At 67.3% G+C, this 16,250-nt stretch carries 14 protein-coding genes and 1 pseudogene; 7 read left to right on the forward strand and 8 right to left on the reverse strand.

The window, feature by feature from the left end; genetic code table 11:
• Nucleotide 1 precedes the first annotated feature (1 nt).
• Together imuA and lexA are read right to left on the reverse strand one after the other, a co-directional pair.
• Nucleotides 2-652: a translesion DNA synthesis-associated protein ImuA gene (gene imuA / locus ACCQ05_RS15615; RefSeq protein ID WP_228963587.1), complete on the reverse strand. Its 651-nt coding sequence runs from the start codon at nt 650-652 to the stop codon at nt 2-4.
• Nucleotide 653: 1 nt separating this feature from the next.
• Nucleotides 654-1,259: a transcriptional repressor LexA gene (gene lexA, locus ACCQ05_RS15620; protein WP_372391375.1), complete on the reverse strand. Its 606-nt coding sequence runs from the start codon at nt 1,257-1,259 to the stop codon at nt 654-656.
• Nucleotides 1,260-1,408: 149 nt separating this feature from the next.
• On the opposite strand from lexA, the gene ACCQ05_RS15625 reads away from it, so the two are divergent.
• Both ACCQ05_RS15625 and ACCQ05_RS15630 read left to right on the forward strand, forming a co-directional pair.
• A complete protein-coding gene (locus tag ACCQ05_RS15625) occupies nt 1,409-1,630 on the forward strand; it encodes an AbrB/MazE/SpoVT family DNA-binding domain-containing protein (RefSeq protein WP_228963590.1) in 222 nt (73 codons plus the stop codon).
• Between the two features lie 9 nt (nt 1,631-1,639).
• Nucleotides 1,640-2,065 (forward strand): type II toxin-antitoxin system death-on-curing family toxin, encoded by a 426-nt coding sequence (locus tag ACCQ05_RS15630; RefSeq protein ID WP_372391379.1) that lies wholly within the window; start codon nt 1,640-1,642, stop codon nt 2,063-2,065.
• Nucleotides 2,066-2,148: 83 nt separating this feature from the next.
• On the opposite strand, the gene ACCQ05_RS15635 is transcribed toward ACCQ05_RS15630, so the two are convergent.
• The 3 genes and pseudogenes from ACCQ05_RS15635 to ACCQ05_RS15645 all read right to left on the reverse strand — a co-directional run bounded on the left by ACCQ05_RS15635 (nt 2,149) and on the right by ACCQ05_RS15645 (nt 4,873).
• A complete protein-coding gene (locus tag ACCQ05_RS15635) occupies nt 2,149-2,667 on the reverse strand; it encodes a DUF6496 domain-containing protein (RefSeq protein WP_372391381.1) in 519 nt (172 codons plus the stop codon).
• A gap of 285 nt (nt 2,668-2,952) precedes the next feature.
• On the reverse strand, nt 2,953-3,546 hold the full coding sequence (locus ACCQ05_RS15640) for a GIY-YIG nuclease family protein (protein ID WP_372391383.1): 594 nt from the start codon (nt 3,544-3,546) through the stop codon (nt 2,953-2,955).
• Nucleotides 3,543-4,873 (reverse strand): annotated as a pseudogene (locus ACCQ05_RS15645) (DUF763 domain-containing protein). Before ACCQ05_RS15645 ends, ACCQ05_RS15640 begins: the two are co-directional and overlap by 4 nt.
• A 284-nt stretch (nt 4,874-5,157) precedes the next feature.
• Here ACCQ05_RS15645 and ACCQ05_RS15650 point away from each other — a divergent pair.
• The 3 genes from ACCQ05_RS15650 to ACCQ05_RS15660 are packed head-to-tail and all read left to right on the forward strand — an operon-like array spanning nt 5,158 to nt 9,088.
• Nucleotides 5,158-5,733, forward strand: a complete 576-nt coding sequence (locus ACCQ05_RS15650) for a (2Fe-2S)-binding protein (protein ID WP_372391385.1) — start codon at nt 5,158-5,160, stop codon at nt 5,731-5,733.
• Nucleotides 5,706-6,794, forward strand: a complete 1,089-nt coding sequence (locus ACCQ05_RS15655; protein WP_372394122.1) for an FAD binding domain-containing protein — start codon at nt 5,706-5,708, stop codon at nt 6,792-6,794. Before ACCQ05_RS15650 ends, ACCQ05_RS15655 begins: the two co-directional genes overlap by 28 nt.
• Nucleotides 6,791-9,088, forward strand: a complete 2,298-nt coding sequence (locus ACCQ05_RS15660) for a xanthine dehydrogenase family protein molybdopterin-binding subunit (protein ID WP_372391388.1) — start codon at nt 6,791-6,793, stop codon at nt 9,086-9,088. Before ACCQ05_RS15655 ends, ACCQ05_RS15660 begins: the two co-directional genes overlap by 4 nt.
• 304 nt (nt 9,089-9,392) lie before the next feature.
• Here the strand turns inward: ACCQ05_RS15660 and ACCQ05_RS15665 are convergent, their stop codons facing one another.
• Complete coding sequence (locus ACCQ05_RS15665; protein ID WP_372391391.1) at nt 9,393-9,983, reverse strand: TetR/AcrR family transcriptional regulator; 591 nt, start codon at nt 9,981-9,983, stop codon at nt 9,393-9,395.
• Between the two features lie 132 nt (nt 9,984-10,115).
• On the opposite strand from ACCQ05_RS15665, the gene ACCQ05_RS15670 reads away from it, so the two are divergent.
• Nucleotides 10,116-11,189, forward strand: a complete 1,074-nt coding sequence (locus ACCQ05_RS15670) for an NAD(P)-dependent alcohol dehydrogenase (RefSeq protein WP_372391394.1) — start codon at nt 10,116-10,118, stop codon at nt 11,187-11,189.
• A 284-nt stretch (nt 11,190-11,473) separates the two neighbouring features.
• Here the strand turns inward: ACCQ05_RS15670 and ACCQ05_RS15675 are convergent, their stop codons facing one another.
• Both ACCQ05_RS15675 and ACCQ05_RS15680 read right to left on the reverse strand, forming a co-directional pair.
• Nucleotides 11,474-14,017: an excinuclease ABC subunit UvrA gene (locus tag ACCQ05_RS15675; protein WP_372391397.1), complete on the reverse strand. Its 2,544-nt coding sequence runs from the start codon at nt 14,015-14,017 to the stop codon at nt 11,474-11,476.
• 426 nt (nt 14,018-14,443) lie between these two features.
• Nucleotides 14,444-15,082, reverse strand: a complete 639-nt coding sequence (locus ACCQ05_RS15680) for an HD domain-containing protein (RefSeq protein WP_228963606.1) — start codon at nt 15,080-15,082, stop codon at nt 14,444-14,446.
• 347 nt (nt 15,083-15,429) lie between these two features.
• On the opposite strand from ACCQ05_RS15680, the gene ACCQ05_RS15685 reads away from it, so the two are divergent.
• The gene (locus ACCQ05_RS15685; RefSeq protein ID WP_372391399.1) at nt 15,430-16,176 is read left to right on the forward strand and encodes an EAL domain-containing protein; all 747 of its coding nucleotides are present in this window, start codon (nt 15,430-15,432) and stop codon (nt 16,174-16,176) included.
• Nucleotides 16,177-16,250 lie beyond the last annotated feature (74 nt).

A 16,250-nucleotide genomic window follows, 5' to 3' on the forward strand; every position in this document is an offset into this window, starting at 1 on the left:
CTCAATGCGCCAGCCGCAGCGGCTGCGAGGGCACCTGCCCGCCGCGGCACTTGCGCACCTGCCAGGCATCGCGCTCGGGCAGGAATTCCAGCCGCAGCGCCGCTGGCGATGCATTGACCGCATGCCGGCGGTCGCGCAACGCGAACGCGCAGCAGTTGCCGCTGTCGGCCGCCACCTGCAGGCGCCGCAGCGCGCGGGCATCGCCGGTCTGCGGCCAACCCAGCACCGCCGCACAGGCCCCGCTGCGCAGGCATTGCTCGAACGCCCACAGCGCTTCGCGCGGCTCGGCCTGTACCACCTCCAGCTGCTGCAGCACCACCCCACCCGCCTGCCAGGCCGGCGCATACGGAATGAACGGCGGCGCCACCAGCACCACCCGGCTGCCGGCACCGGTCATGCGCGCCAGCGTGGGCAGCAGCAAGGCGATCTCGCCGATGCCATGGGCGGGCAGCAACAGTTCGGTCAGCGCGCGCCGCGGCCAGCCACCATCGGGCAGCACCGCATCCAGCCCGGCATGTCCGGTGGCTTCGCCGCCGCCGACGGTGGCCGTGCCGTGGCCGGCCCGCCATACCGTGCGCGCCGCCAGCAACGCGTCCAGCGGCATCGCCACCGCCGCATTGCCGTGTTGTCGCAGTTGCACCGGCTCGCTCATCTCAACCCTGCCGGATCAGGCCGCAGTAGAGCCCTTCGATCGCGAAGTCGGCATCGGCCGGCACCACGATCGGCGCATGCGCGCGGTTGCGCGGCAGCAGGCGGATACGCTCTGCGCCACGCTCCAGCCGCTTGATGGTGATTTCGCCCTCCACCCGCGCCACCACGATCTGCCCATCGCGCGCCTCGTTGCTGCGATGCACGCCGACCAGGTCGCCGTCCAGGATGCCGTCGTCGATCATCGAATCGCCTTGCACCTTGAGCAGGTAATCCGGCCGCAGCGAAAACAGCGCGCGGTCCAGCCACAGTTGCCGGTCCAGGCCGATATCCGCGCCGATCGGCACGCCGGCCGCCACCCGCCCCAGCACCGGCAACGCCAGCAAGGCATCGCGCCCGCCACTGCCCGGCACGCGGATGCCGCGCTTCTGATTGGGCCGCAGTTCGATCAAGCCGGCCTCGGCCAGCGCCTGCACATGCTTCTGCGCCGCGGTGCGCGAGGCAAACCCGAACGCCTGCGCGATCTCGGCCAGGCTGGGAGAGACCCCTGCCATGGCTTGCTCCTGCAGAAACGCCAGCACGGCGGCACGTTGGGGGGTGAGCGGTGGCATCGGGGCGCGGCAACTGGATGGGACAAGGTGTACATTTGTACACCGATCGGTCGCAGCAGGCGAGATTGGCTTGCTGAGCCGCTTCAGCACGCCACTTGCGAGTAGCCGAGGCGCAAGTTATAACTCAAGTACTAACGCGAGATGCCGCCATGAAACTCAAAATCACTGCCATCGGCAATTCCTCAGGGGTCATCCTGCCCAAGGAACTGCTTGCCCGCCTGCGCCTGGGCAAGGGCGACGAGCTGTATGCGCTGGAAACCCCGGACGGAGTCAAACTGACTGCCTTCGACCCCACCCTGGCCGCACAGATGGAGGTGGCCGAGCAGGTGATGCGCGAGCGTCGCACGCTGCTGCACAAGCTGGCGCAGTAGCCCGCAGCCATGATCATCTGGATCGAACGGCCCCTGCTGCTGGCCATCCATGACCGCCAGCTGGCAGAGCATGGTGGCGGCAGCGGCGTGCGCGACGATGCCCTGCTCGACTCGGCACTGGCCAGACCCAGGCAATTGCTGTCCTACGGCGACCCGCCACCGGATCTGGCGGCACCTGCGGCCAGCCTAGCCTATGGTCTGGCGCGCAATCACCCGTTTGTCGACGGCAACAAACGCACCGCCGCCGTCGCTTGCGAAACCTTCATCGTGCTCAACGGCGCAAGCCTGGTAGCAGACGACCTGGAACTCTACGGGCTCTACATCGGGCTGGCCGACGGCTCGCTGGACGAGGCGGCCTGCGCGGCGTGGTTGCGGCCCCGCCTGCAAGTGCGGCACCCGCAGCGCGTCAACGAATCAACGCCCGACTACGGCTGAAGCGCACTGACCGATGCGCACCGTGTCGGGCATTGCACAAACGCCGTGTCTGGCCGACGCACGCAACCTGATCGATCGCCGCGCTAGCTCTTGCTGCCCTGGCCGGTACGCTGGCGTGTCGCCGCCGCCTTCTTCGCCGCTGCCTTGCGCACGGCCGGGCCTTTGGTTTTCGCAGCTTTCTTCGCAGTTGCCGAGCGGTCGCTGGCGCTGCGCTTGCTGGCGGCGTGCCCGGTCTGTGCCGACAATGCCTGCTTGCCCACCGTTTGGCTGGCCGTGGTCTTCTTGCTTGCGGTCTTCAGCGCTTTCTTTGCACCCGCTGCGCGCGTCGGCGAGGTCGGCGTGTCGGATTTGGCTGCAGCGCTGTCATGTGCGGCTTTCTTCCTGGTGGCCTTGGATGCGGTGTTGGAAGGCGGCGCGTCCACGCCATCACGGCGCGCCTTGGACAAGCCGATCGCGATCGCCTGCTGGGTGTTCTTGACCCCGTGCGTCCCCTTGCGCACGCGTTCGATTTCTTCCTTGACGTATTCGCCGGCCTGCGTGCTGGCCGACTTTCCTTCGCGCTTGCCCTTGGCGGCGGCGCGGCGTGTCTTGGCGTCTGGCATGGGAGCGTCCAGTGCGGGAGTCGTTGCACGGTGTAACAAGCGCGGCGTCAATGCGAGGTGGGTAACGTGCCTGTCCAGTATGGAAATCTCATCGTCTGCTGCTGGTACCAGTCCAGCGCGTGGTTGGAATGCGCATCTTCAACGCGCGCTGGAAGCTGACATCGCCGCAGTCAGCCCTTCCCCGCCGGCAACGGCTCACCCTGCGCATTGAAGTCTGCATGGCAGCACCTGCCCAGGATTTGCAGCGCTGCCCGCCTGCACTGCGTCACCGGCTCGCCGACCCGCTCACCGCGCTCCGCAATACCAGGCCCAGATCCGCTCGGGCAGATGCGGCTGCAGCGGCAGATCCATGGCGCGGTAGCCATCGAGCACATCGCGCAGCGCGCGTTGGGCCGGTGTCGGCCCGAGCAGGCCATCCAGTTCGTCCGGACTCAGCTGCACGGCCGACCAGTCGTACAACCGATCGATGCGCTGCGCCATCGCCGCGTGCAACCAGTCGCGCACTACGAACACGCGGTAGCCGTGGGCCTGCAAACCACTCACTGCCAGTTCCAGCGCCCCACTCACCCCACGGAACCACTCGGTTTGCCCGCCGGCCGCGATGCGGATCGCCATCGGCGCCGGTGCCTTGTGCACGCGCAAGGGACGACGCAGTTGCAGCTCCAGATCGCGCGCATCGCGCTCGCGTTCGGTTTCCACCAGCAGCCCGCGTTCGAGATCGAAGAACTCGAACCAGCGCGGGTGCAGGCTGCCGATGCGTGCCAATGGGTCGCGCGAAAAGCCGATCTTGCAATGGTCTTCCCATTGGCACGGAAACACGTAGGTGAAGCAGCGGCCATCGGTCGCCGCCGTCGCGCCACGGCCCTTGCGCGCCGTCATCGCCGCCCTGCACGCGTACGCGCTGGCAGCCATGATGCGGCCGGATCCGGTGCCGGCTCCCAGCCGAATACGCTGCGCCCGCCATAACGGTGCGCATCGCGCCGTTCCTGTGCGATGTACTCATCGACCGAGGGGCCGTGTGCGGTGGCTTCGAGCCGGCGCGCCTGTGCGTCCAGCCGCGCAATCGCCTGCAGGCGTTCGTCATTGCCCAGCCGGGCCTGTTGCATCGCCTGCTTGAGCACGCCGATGGTGTGGTCGAGCACGCGCGTGGGCACCGAGAACGGCTGCCGGTCCTTGCCGCCATGGGCCAGCGAAAAACGCGCCGGGTCGCTGAACCGGCAGGGCGTCCCGTGCATCACCTCGGCCACCATCGCCAGCGAGCGCAATGTGCGTGCGCCCACACCGGGCACCTGCAACAAGGCAGTGAAATCGCGCGGGCCAGCCTCTGCTGCGGCGGCCAGGCTGGCATGCAGGCGCCGCGCAATCACCGTCTCGCTGCGCACCTCATGATGGTCGGGCATGCACAGATGCGGTTGCTGCGCCGGGTCCCAGGCGTGACCGGCGAACAGATCGCCGGTGACCGGGGCCGGGGCGACAACCGCCGATGCAGGCGCTGCTGCATCGGCGATGCGTTGCCACTGGCGTGCCAACCGGTCCGGTGCGGTGCTGCGCAACAGCTCCACTTGCGCATCGCGCGAGGCAGCGGCGCGATGGTCGGTCAGATTGACGATAGCGCCCTGGTGCCTCCCGTCGATGGCCGCATGCGGTGCATCGACAAAGCTGCTCAAACCTTCCGACAGCCAGTGATAGCGGCGCGCCTGCTTGCGCTGCGTCTGCATGCCCTGCTGCAAACCACCCAGCGGCCATCGTCGCTGACGATGAAACCGTGCAGATACAGGTCGAATCCATCCTGTACCGCTGCGCTGTCCACCTTGGCCACCAGGCGGCTGGCCTGCGCCAGTGCCGCGCCGTCGATGCCCACCGCATCGCCTACCGCCAGCAACTCGGCGGGCGTGGCACGCGAATGCCGGCCGCGTCCGCCGCAGACATGGATCCCGAGCTCGCCGGCCAACGGCGTCAGGCCGCGCTTGAGCGCACCGATCACGCTGGTGGTGATGCCCGAGGAATGCCAGTCCATGCCCATCACCGCGCCGAACGACTGGAACCAATACGGATGCGCAAGCCGCCGCAACAATTCGTCGCGCCCGTAGCTGTGCACGATCGCCTCGCACATCACCGTGCCCAGCCGCGTCATGCGCTCGCCCAGCCAGTGCGGAACACGTCCGCCATGCAATGGAAGATCCGCACTGCCGCCGCGCCGGCTCATTGCTGCCACCGTGTTCTCATCGTGCAAGGATACCGGCGCGCGGTCGCAGCAGCCGGGACGCCGGCACATGCCGCAGCAGCGTCGCTGACGAATTCAGCTCGCGGACCATTGCGTGTTGCGCATCCACACAATGCCTGTCCACGCAAGCGTGCCACCGTCACAGTGCGGCACGTTGCCTGCAGCATCGCGTGGCAAACATCGCTTCGGTGTCGGTGCGGTCACTCTGTCTTGACTGCAGCGCGCCCAAGGTGGTGGCCCTCCTCAGCCATCGCCACGGGGTTCGCATGAATGCCACGCCCGCCACCGCCCATGACACGGCATCGGCACCCGCCACATCCGCGCCGACCTATCCGGTCAATCTGCGCATCAACGGCCAGCCCCATCACTTGCAGCTCGAAGCCTGGGTGAGCCTGCTCGACCTGTTGCGCGACCGGCTCGACCTCACCGGCACCAAGAAAGGCTGCGATCACGGCCAGTGCGGCGCCTGCACGGTGCTGGTGAACGGGCGCCGCATCAATAGCTGCCTGACGCTGGCGGTGATGCAGGACGGTGCCGACATCACCACCGTCGAAGGTCTTGCCGACGGCGAGCACCTGCATCCGTTGCAACGCGCCTTCATCGAACGCGATGCCTTCCAGTGCGGCTACTGCACACCTGGCCAGCTGTGCTCGGCCGCCGGCCTGCTCAACGAAGGCAAGGCGCATACCCGCGACCAGGTGCGCGAACTGATGAGCGGCAACCTGTGCCGCTGCGGCGCCTATCCGCAGATCACCGACGCGGTGATGGATGTACTCGATGCATCCGGCCAGGCAAGCCAGAGCACCAGCAAGACCTGGGAACCCGGGACGGTGCCGGCATGATCCCGCTCAGCTATACGCGCGCAGACAGCATCGACGCCGCGCTCACCGCCATCGCCCCGCGCGCCGACGAGGCGCACCCTGTGCCGTCGCAAGCGCCGGTCCGGCTGATCGCCGGCGGCACCAATCTCACCGACCTGATGAAACTGCAGCTGATGCGGCCCAGCCGCCTGGTCGACATCAATCGCCTGCCGCTGGACAGCATCACCGTCCAGCCCGATGGCGGCCTGCGCCTGGGTGCACTCGCACGCAACGCCGATACCGCCTATCACCCGGAAGTGGAAACACGTTACCCGTTGTTGAGTGCGGCGATCCTGGCCGGCGCCTCGGCGCAGATCCGCAACATGGCCAGCAATGGCGGCAACCTGCTGCAGCGCACCCGCTGCCTGTATTTCTACGACAGCGCCACGCCCTGCAACAAGCGCGCACCCGGCAGCGGGTGCTCTGCCATCGGCGGGCTCACCACCTACAACGCCATCCTGGGCACCAGCGCGCACTGCATCGCCACCCATCCATCGGACATGTGTGTGGCACTGGCTGCACTGGATGCGGTGGTGCATGTACAAGGCCCAACCGGCGAACGCGATATCGCATTAGCCGATTTCCACCGCCTGCCCGGCGACCACCCGGAGCTGGACAGCACGCTGGCGCCGGACGAATTGATCGTGCATATCGACCTGCCCGAGGCGCAGCGTTTCGTCGCGCATAGCGCCTACCTGAAAATCCGCGAGCGCCTGTCGTATGCGTTTGCGCTGGTCTCGGTCGCCGCCGCGCTGGATCTGGCCGAAGACGGCAGCATTGGCGAGGTGCGCGTTGCCCTGGGGGGCGTGGCGCACAAGCCCTGGCGCAAGCCGGAGGCCGAAGCACGGCTGGTGGGCCTGCCCGCCAACGCAGACAGTTTCGCGCGCCTGGCCGACGCGTTGCTGGAGGGTGCGCAGCCGCAGGGCGCCAACGCCTTCAAGCTGCCGTTGGCACGCCGCGCCATCGTGCGCGCGCTCGAGGTCGCGCGCGAGGGCAGCATCGACAACCGCGGGCGCCCCCATGCGCTGGAGGAATCGCCATGAACGCACGCAGCTCCGATCTATCCAACACCGAATTGACGCCACCGGTCGCCGATCGAGGCACCGGCTTTCGCCCCACCGGCACTGGCGTGCCGCGCATCGATGGACGCGCAAAAGTCACCGGCCAGGCACGCTATGCCGCCGAATGGCCGGTGCCGGACCTGGCCTATGGCGTGGTGGTCAGCAGCAGCATTGCGAAGGGAACCATCGTCGGCTTCGACCTGGCGGCCGCACGCGCGGTCCCCGGCGTGCTGGAGATCGTCACCCACGAGAATCGCCCGCATATGCGCGGCATGGATCTGTTCTACAAGGACATGACCGCACCGCCCGGCTCGCCGTTCCGGCCACTGTACGACAACGTCATTCTCTACAGCGGCCAGCCCGTCGCGCTGGTGGTGGCCGACACGTTCGAGGCGGCGCGGCATGCCGCGCATCTGGTGCAGGTGGAGTACGCGCAGGAACCGCATCAAACCGATCTGATGACACAGCTGGACCGTGCGCACAAACCCAAGGGCATGCGGGCCGGCTTCACGCCGCCGCCCAAGGACAAGGGCGCGCCGGACACCGCGTTCGCCGATGCCGCCTGCCAGGTGCAGGCCGATTACTACAGCGGTGTGGAGCACCACAATCCGATGGAGCTGTTCGCCTCCACCGTGATACGCGAAGACGACGGCAACTTCACCATCTACGACAAGACCCAGGGCTCGCAGAACAGCCGCTGGTATGTCTCGCATGTGTTCGGCCTGAGCAAGCGCAAGGTGACCGTGCGCAATCCGTACGTGGGCGGCGCGTTCGGCTCCGGGTTGCGCCCGCAATACCAGCTGGCGCTGGCGGTGATGGCGTCCATCCTGCTGGATCGCTCGGTGCGCGTGGTGCTCACCCGCCAGCAGATGTTCACCTTCGGCCACCGCCCGGAAACCGTGCAGCGGCTCAAGCTCGGCGCCGACCGCGACGGCACGCTGCGTGCGATCTGGCACGAGGCCATCGCCGAAACCTCGCGCATCGAAGACTACGTCGAAGTGGTGGTCAACTGGAGCGGGCAGCTGTATGCCTGCGACAACGTGCACCTGGGCTACAGCCTGGTCAGCCTGGACCAGTACAGCCCGATGGACATGCGCGCCCCCGGCGCCACCCATGGCATGCACGCGCTGGAAGTGGCGATGGACGAGCTGTCCTACGAAGTGGGCATCGATCCGCTGGCGCTGCGGCTGAAGAACTACGCCGAGGTCAACCCTGCCGACGACACGCCGTTTTCCAGCAAGGCCCTGCGCGAGTGCTACCAGCAAGGCGCCGAGCGCTTCGGCTGGTCGCAGCGCCCCCCGCAGCCACGCGCGCGCAAGGAAGGCCGTGAATGGGTCGGCTGGGGCATGGCCACCGGGCAATGGGATGCGATGCAGATGTTCGCGCGTGCGCATGCCGTGCTGCATGCCGACGGGCGCCTGGTGGTGAGCAGCGCCGCCAGCGATATCGGCACCGGCACCTATACGGTGATGGCGATGATCGCCGCCGAAGCGCTCGGCCTGCCGCTGGAACAGGTCACCTTCCAGCTTGGCGATTCCACCTTGCCGGTTGCTCCCATCGAGGGCGGCTCATCGCATGTGAGCACGGTCGGCTCGGCCGTGGATGGCGTCTGCCGTAAATTGCAGACCCAGCTGCTGCGGCTGGCGCAGGCGCTGCCCGATTCGCGCTTCGCACGTACCAAGCTGGACGATGTGGTGTTCGCCGATGGCAGCATCGCCTTGCGCGCCGACTCCAGCAGTGCCATCGCCTTGCCGGACCTGTTGCGGGCCGCAGGAAAGGAACAGATCGACGACAAGTTCCTGCTGCTGCCCAATGTGCTCAAGCAACGCAAATACACCCGCGCCACGCACGGGGCGGTGTTCGTGGAAGTGCGGGTGGACGAAGAACTGGGCACGGTGCGGGTGACGCGTGTGGTCAGTGCGATCGCCGCCGGGCGCATCCTCAACCCCACCACCGCGCGCAGCCAGATCATCGGTGGCGTGGTGTGGGGCATCGGCCAGGCCCTGCACGAGCACACCCAGGCCGATCACCGCTTCGGCCGCTTCATGAATCACGATCTTGCCCAGTATCACGTGTCCGCCAATGCCGACATCCACGACATCGAGGTGATCTTTGCCGACGAAGACGACCGCGTGGTCAGCAGCCTGGGCGCGAAGGGCGTGGGCGAGATCGGCCAGGTGGGCGTCTCTGCAGCCATCTGCAATGCCATCTTCCACGCCACCGGCAAGCGCATCCGCAGCACGCCGATGACGCCGGAGAAGGTCATGGCCGACTGATTGCCCGCGGTGGATCGGGAACGGTCCGTACCCTGTCGCAGATGACGGCGCACGAGCCCGGCACATGCCGGGCTCGTTGCGTCTCCACGATGGTGGCCCGAGATCCGCCATACGTGAAAGGCTCGGCTGGAGACATCGCCGGGCAGTGGCATGCCGATCTACCGCCCTGCACCGGTGTGAGTGCTTCATCGTGTAGCGCTGACCACGTCCCGATGCAGCGGGCCGACGCTCCAGGCCCTGTCTTTCGACCGTGGTGCGCATGCAGATGCGATAGCCATGTCGCCGATCGCTGCATGCAGCCCCGTCATCGACCGCGAGCCGGCGACTTCTTGGCCTGCGTATTGTTGCCCGGCGCCCGCCCCGCCCCGGCCTGCACCGTGGACAAGGCCATCGTGATCAGGCCGGCAATCAGGCGACGCAGCACCGCTTCGTTATCGGCCGAGGCCTTCAGGCTGGTGGTGGCAAGCCGCAGGATGTAGGCGAGATCGGCGGCCGACATCGCGCTGTCTGCCCGCACGTGCGGGCCGAGCAGGCGCACCAGCGTGTCCTCCATCTGCTGGTACAACGCGTCCAGCGCGGCCGGCGCGTAGACGCCGCAGTTGGCCACCAGATCCAGCCCATTGTCCGAGTCGATCACCGAGGCCATCGGCTCCAGCACCCAGATATCGAACAGGTGCCGCAATTGGGTGTGCAGATCCTGCGAGTCGCGCACGCGTTGCGCGGTCTCGGCCACGCAGGCATCGCGCTGGCGCGCCACCTGTGCCGCAAAGATCGCTTCCTTGTTGGGGAAGGCCGCATACAGTGACGGCCGCGACATCTGCGCGGCCTGGGCAATGTCGCTCATGCTCACCTTGCGGTAGCCGTGGCGCAGGAACAGCTGCAGCGCGGTGTCCATGACACGCGCTTCCTTGCCCTCGGCGGGTGCGGGCAAGGCGTCGACGGCCGCCCGATGCGACTTTACACTTGACATTATTTGTAAATAAGTAAATCTTACAGATTCAGCCAATTGTAAAGCATCGCCACCGCCATGACCTCAGCCCAGACCAGCGCCACCGGCTCCGGCCGCCTCACCCGTGCCTACGCCGCGCTCGAAAAGCGTGGCCCCATGCTGCCCTGGCAGTTCGAGCGCCGCGCCGTGCGCGCCACCGACGTGGCCATCAAGGTGCTGTACTGCGGCGTCTGCCACTCGGACCTGCATTCGGTGAACCAATGGGCCAGCGAATATCCGCTGGTGCCCGGCCACGAAATCGTCGGCGAGGTGATCGAGCTGGGTGCGCAGGTCGAAGGCTTCGCGCTGGGCCAGCGCGTGATGATCGGCACCATCGTCGATTCCTGCCGGCACTGCGCGCCGTGCCAGGCCCATGACGAAGTGTATTGCCATGCCTTTCCCACCCTGACCTTCGACGGCGTGGACCGTGTCGACGGCAGCCGCACGCGCGGAGGGTATTCGGAGTACTACGTGTCCGATGCGCGCTTTGTCTACCCGCTGCCCGAGGGCCTGGATCCGGCTGCCGCCGCGCCCTTGCTGTGCGCCGGCATCACCAGCTTTGCGCCGCTGCACCGCTACGGCATTGGTCCTGGCCATACAGTGGGCGTGGTCGGCATCGGTGGGCTTGGCCATCTGGGCATCAAGTTCGCACGGGCGATGGGCGCGCACGTGGTCGCCTTCACCACCTCGCCCAGGAAGGCTGCCGAAGCGCAGCGCCTGGGCGCACACGAGGTGGTGGTATCCACCGACTCGGTACAGATGCAGGCGCAGGCCTACCGCTTCGATTTCATTCTCGATACCGTCTCACGCCGCTATCCCATGAACGACATGCTCAAGGCGCTGAACCTGGATGGCACGCTGTGCTCGCTCGGCTTGCCGGACCAGCTGGATTTCCGCCCGGTGCTGTTGGCCATGGGTCGCCGCAAGGTCACCAGCTCCGGCACCGGCGGCACTGCCGACACCCACGCCATGCTCGCGTTCTGCCAGCAGCACGGCATCGTGGCCGACATCGAGCTGATCACGCTGCAGGACATCAACGCCGCCTTCGCGCGCGTGGACGCCAACGATGTGCATTACCGGTTCGTGATCGATCTGCAGGCATCGACCTTTTGAACCGGCGGCACGGGCAGCGACCGCGCGTGCTCCTCCGACACATCGCCCGGCCAGGCGATGTGCGGCAATGCCACCTCGGCCTGGAACGAGAGTGCGTGGCACCGTGCGCGCCTTCGGACTACCCAACCGGAAACCATGCCAAGGGCCTCTCTTTCCGCGCCTGTTGCGCACCAGGCGACTGGACCTGATCGGCGGGATCGCCAGCGATGCGCCGCAGCGCAGCGCCCACTCCACGCAGCAGCCATGCACATCAGGAGGCTGTCGCCATTGTCAGCAGCGCACGCTCAGCCCTGCGTTTCCTCACGCATCGCCTGCGCCAGAAACGGCGCGGTGCGGCTGCCACGCTGCCGCGCCACTACCTCCGGCGCTCCGGCCACCACCACGTTGCCGCCGGCATCGCCGGCACCCGGGCCCATGTCCAGCACCCAGTCGCTGCTGGCGGCCACGCGCATGTCGTGTTCGACCACGATCACCGTATTGCCTGCCTGCACCAGCCCCTGCAGCTGCGCCATCAAGGTATCCACGTCGGCCGGGTGCAGGCCGGTGGTGGGCTCGTCCAGCACGTAGACGGTATCGCGCCGTTGGGCGCGTTGCAGTTCGGTGGCCAGCTTGATGCGCTGCGCCTCGCCGCCGGAGAGTTCGGTGGCCGGCTGGCCCAGCCGCAGATAGCCGAGCCCCACCTCGCGCAGCACCTGCAGTGGCCGCAGCACGCTGGCATCGTCGGCAAAGAAGCCTGCCGCCTGGTCCACGGTCAGCTCCAGCACCTGCGCGATGGTGTGCCCGCGCAGTTCGATCTCCAGGGTCTTGGCGTTGTAGCGCGCGCCGTGACAGGTCGGGCATGGCGCATAGACGCTGGGCATGAACAGCAACTCCACCGACACCGAGCCCTCGCCTTCGCAGGTGGCGCAGCGGCCCTTGGTCACGTTGAAGGAGAACTGGCCCGGGTCGTAGCGGCGGCGGCGTGCGGCCGGGGTGGCCGCGAACAGCTTGCGAACCGGGTCGAACAGGCCGGTGTAAGTCGCCAGATTCGAGCGCGGCGTGCGCCCGATCGGTTTCTGGTCCACGCGTACCAGCCGGCGCACCCGATCCAGCCCGCCGACGATCGCACCATCCACCGGCACCTGGGTGCCGCGCTCCAGCGGGTCCAGTGTGTCCTCGTCGTCTGCGTGGCTCTGGCCGAGGTGGGCGGCAAGCAGTTCCACCAGCGCCTGGCTGATCAACGAGGACTTGCCCGAGCCGGAGATGCCGGTGACGGTGGTGAACACCCCCAGCGGCAGATCCACATCCAGGCCGCGCACGTTGTTGCGCGTGATACCGCGCAACTGCAGCCAACCACTGGCCTGCCGCGCATGGCGATGTACCTGCGGCGGCGCGCCGAACAGATAACGTCGCGTGGACGATGCCTCCACCGCCTCCAGCCCGGCGGGCGGGCCGCTGTACAGCACCTGCCCGCCATGCGCACCGGCGGCCGGGCCCACGTCCACGATCCAGTCGGCGTGGCGGATCACATCAACTTCGTGCTCGACCACGAACACCGAATTGCCGGCCGCCTTGAGCTGGTCCAGCGCGCCCAGCAGCGCCTGCGCATCGGCCGGGTGCAGGCCGGCCGATGGTTCGTCCATCACATACACCACGCCGAACAACTGCGAGCGGATCTGCGTGGCCAGCCGCAGCCGTTGCAGTTCGCCCGGCGACAGCGTGGGCGTGCTGCGCTCCAGGCTCAGATAGCCCAGGCCCAGGGCCTGCACCACGGCGATGCGCGCGCGCAGGTCTGCGGCGATGCGTTGCGCGGCGATGCGCTGTTCCGGATGCGCGGCTGCGCCTTTCTTGTTGCCCTGCGTGCGCAGGTCGGCGTCCGCCGCCGGGCGCAGCAACTCGGCCACTTCGTCCAGCGGGCGCCGCGACAACTCACCGATATCCAGCCCGGCAAATGTCACCGACAGCGCCTCGCGTCGCAGCCGCTTGCCGTCGCAGTGCGGGCATTGGGTGCTCACCAGATACTGCGCCACGCGCTTTTTCATCTGCGCGCTCTGGGTGCTGGCGAAGGTGTGCAACACGTAGCGCCGCGCGCTGGTGAAGGTGCCCATGTAGCTGGGCTCTTCCTTGCGTTTGAGTGCGCGCTTGACCTCGGCCAGGTCGTAGCCGGCATATACCGGCACCACCGGCTGCTCGTCGGTGAACAGAATCCAGTCGCGGGTCTTCTTCGGCAATTGATGCCACGGCACATCCACGTCGATGCCCAACGTGGTGAGGATGTCGCGCTGGTTCTGCCCATGCCAGGCACCCGGCCAGGCCGCCACCGCGCGCTCGCGGATGCTCAGGCTGCGGTCCAGCACCATGGTCGCCTCGGTGGCGTCGTAGATGCGGCCCAGGCCGTGGCAGGTGGGGCAGGCACCGGCCGGCGTGTTCGGCGAAAACCCGTCCGCATAGATGATCTGCTGCCCCGGCGGATACTGGCCCGCGCGCGAGTACAGCATGCGCAGCGAATTGGAGATGGTGGTGACGCTGCCCACCGACGAACGCGCGCTTGGCGCACCGCGTGCCTGCTGCAGGGCCACCGCCGGCGGCAGGCCATCGATGGCATCCACCTCCGGCACACCCACCTGGTCGATCAGGCGCCGCGCATAGGGAGAGATGGAGTCCAGGTAGCGCCGCTGCGCTTCGGCAAAGAGGGTACCGAACGCCAGCGACGATTTGCCCGAGCCGGACACCCCGGTGAACACCACCAGCGCATCGCGCGGGATGTCCACGTCCACGTTCTTGAGGTTGTGCTCGCGCGCACCGCGCACGCGCACCAGGCCGGAGAAAGATGAGATTGCGTTGGACATGACCACCAGACCGACATTCGACAGCGCCCTAGCCTAGCGCGGGACGCATGCAGCCAACGTCAGTGTTGCCGGCGAGCCCTGCAGCGCCTGGCGCTGATCGCCTTGAAATACATCGGTCGAGGGCGCGGTGCCCACACCAGACAATTGGTCGGCGCTCACTTGAAAAGCTATCCGTAGTGCGGCGCGCATCCGGCATGGTGACGATGCTCATGACCGAATAGGGCGCACCCGGCAGTGCTCTTCCATGCACACCGACCAACTCGCCTGGTCCTTGCTCGCCCCCCGTCGCGGGACCTTACGCAGCATGGATGACGCGTAAGAACTTACATGGACGTACTTGCAGCGTGTCCCCGCGATGGTGGGCGGGCAAGGGCGCTGCAGGCAGGGAGCAAATCAGTCGCCCTAATCGGCCATCCTAAAGCGCGATCAGCCCAGCGCGTGCGCCGGCACCGGCTGCTCGCCGGTCTCCGCCAGTGCCTGCATGCGCATGACAACGCCACTGAACAGCCGCGCAGTTGCCGCATCGCGGGTGCGGAAGATCTCTTCCAGCGCGGCGTAGTACCACAAGGTGCCGTCGCGGCCGGCGGTAAAGACCTTGAAGATGTCCTGGCCCACCGCAGGGTTTTCCAGGTCCTGCACGATGGTGCGTGCGTTGTAGAGCTTGTCGCAACCGGACACCAGCAAGGCGCGCTCCGGGGTCTTGCGCAGATGCTCCAGATAGGCCAGCTTGCGTTCGCGCCAATCGCGCTTGCGCGCACGCTCGCTGTTGTCCACCTCGGCCTTGTCTTCGGCGGTGGCGTCGGTGCAGGCCATCACGATGTCGGCCACGCTGTCGCCGAACTGCGCGCGGATCGACGCCTCATGCCCACCGCCACAGTCTTCCACCACATCGTGCAGCAGCCCGGCGATAGCCTGCTCCTCGTCGCCACCGCATTCCAGCACCAGCGTGGAAACGCCGAGCAGATGACTCAGGTACGGAATCTGCGTGCCCTTGCGCAGCTGCCCGGCATGGGCGATGCGGGCGTAATCCACGGCCTGGGCGTAGCGTTCGGTAAGGGCGGTCATGGGGCTTCCGATGCGGGCGATATGCCCAGTATCGCCGAGCCCGACCACCGGCAGGGTGAGGACGTTGCGATGGAGAAGGCGCGGGAGCCGCGGAGGCTGCGCTCGCGTGGCGCGCGCTCGCCGTGTACCAGAACCGGCACAGCGGGCGCGGCCTGCGGTGCAATGCCGCACGCGTGCGCCCCAGCTTGCCAGCCGCGGCGACACCGGACGCCCAGGGACTGTGCCGACTCCTGGCATTGGCCATGCCGGCCCTGCCTGCAACGCCGCAATCGGACTGGCCGCCCTCAATGACGCGCCATTGCGGCCGATAAGGCTAGGCTCGATCCAAGTCGCACGGTGATCCCGCCATGACCCAGATTCCTGTTTGCAACGCCTGCCGCGATGGTCAAGAGTTCCCCACCGCCATCACCATGGCCTTCCAGCCGATTGTCGATGTGGTCGCGCACACCGTCTACGCCGGCGAAGCGTTGGTGCGTGGCATCAACGGCGAGTCGGCCGGCAGCATCCTGGCCGCGGTGGACACCCACAACCGCTACGCCTTCGACCAGGCCTGCCGGATCAAGGCGATCGAATGCGCTGCGCAGATCGCCCTGCCGACGCTGCTGTCGATCAACTTCATGCCCAACGCGGTCTACAACCCCGAGCACTGCCTGCGCGCCACGCTTGCGGCCACCGCGCACTACGGATGGCCGCTGGAAGCGATCATCTTCGAGGTCAGCGAGCAGGAATACCTGACCGATCCGTCGCATCTGCTCGAGATCCTGCGCACCTACCGCGCGCGCGGCATGAAGACCGCCATCGACGACTTCGGCGCCGGCTATGCCGGGCTGGGCCTGCTGGCCGAGTTCCAGCCGGATCTGCTCAAGCTGGACATCGCACTGATCCGCGGCATCGACACCGACCGCAACCGCCAGGCCATCGTGCGCCACGTCACCCGCATGTGCGAAGAACTCGGCATCGCCGTCATCGCCGAAGGCATCGAACGAGCCGACGAATACCGCGCCCTGCGTGAGCTGGGCATCCACCTGCAACAAGGCTATCTGTTCGCCCGCCCGCAGATCGGAGTGCTACCGCAGGTGCACTGGCCGACTTGAGTGGCACGCGGTGCCAGGCGCATCCAACGATGCCCGGCAGATCAAGCGATCTCCACCAAAAGCAAGCACCAAAA

It is taken from the genome of Xanthomonas sp. NCPPB 3582 (assembly GCF_041475735.2).
In the GTDB taxonomy this organism is placed as follows: domain Bacteria; phylum Pseudomonadota; class Gammaproteobacteria; order Xanthomonadales; family Xanthomonadaceae; genus Xanthomonas; species Xanthomonas codiaei.

Excerpts from the sequence above, each read along its gene's own strand:
- imuA (WP_228963587.1), bottom strand. The coding sequence starts at position 652 with ATGAGCGAGCCGGTGCAACTGCGACAACACGGCAATGCGGCGGTGGCG.
- lexA (WP_372391375.1), bottom strand. The coding sequence starts at position 1,259 with ATGCCACCGCTCACCCCCCAACGTGCCGCCGTGCTGGCGTTTCTGCAG.
- ACCQ05_RS15625 (WP_228963590.1), top strand. The coding sequence starts at position 1,409 with ATGAAACTCAAAATCACTGCCATCGGCAATTCCTCAGGGGTCATCCTG.
- ACCQ05_RS15630 (WP_372391379.1), top strand. The coding sequence starts at position 1,640 with ATGATCATCTGGATCGAACGGCCCCTGCTGCTGGCCATCCATGACCGC.
- ACCQ05_RS15635 (WP_372391381.1), bottom strand. The coding sequence starts at position 2,667 with ATGCCAGACGCCAAGACACGCCGCGCCGCCGCCAAGGGCAAGCGCGAA.
- ACCQ05_RS15640 (WP_372391383.1), bottom strand. The coding sequence starts at position 3,546 with ATGACGGCGCGCAAGGGCCGTGGCGCGACGGCGGCGACCGATGGCCGC.
- ACCQ05_RS15650 (WP_372391385.1), top strand. The coding sequence starts at position 5,158 with ATGAATGCCACGCCCGCCACCGCCCATGACACGGCATCGGCACCCGCC.
- ACCQ05_RS15660 (WP_372391388.1), top strand. The coding sequence starts at position 6,791 with ATGAACGCACGCAGCTCCGATCTATCCAACACCGAATTGACGCCACCG.
- ACCQ05_RS15665 (WP_372391391.1), bottom strand. The coding sequence starts at position 9,983 with ATGGACACCGCGCTGCAGCTGTTCCTGCGCCACGGCTACCGCAAGGTG.
- ACCQ05_RS15670 (WP_372391394.1), top strand. The coding sequence starts at position 10,116 with ATGACCTCAGCCCAGACCAGCGCCACCGGCTCCGGCCGCCTCACCCGT.
- ACCQ05_RS15675 (WP_372391397.1), bottom strand. The coding sequence starts at position 14,017 with ATGTCCAACGCAATCTCATCTTTCTCCGGCCTGGTGCGCGTGCGCGGT.
- ACCQ05_RS15680 (WP_228963606.1), bottom strand. The coding sequence starts at position 15,082 with ATGACCGCCCTTACCGAACGCTACGCCCAGGCCGTGGATTACGCCCGC.
- ACCQ05_RS15685 (WP_372391399.1), top strand. The coding sequence starts at position 15,430 with ATGACCCAGATTCCTGTTTGCAACGCCTGCCGCGATGGTCAAGAGTTC.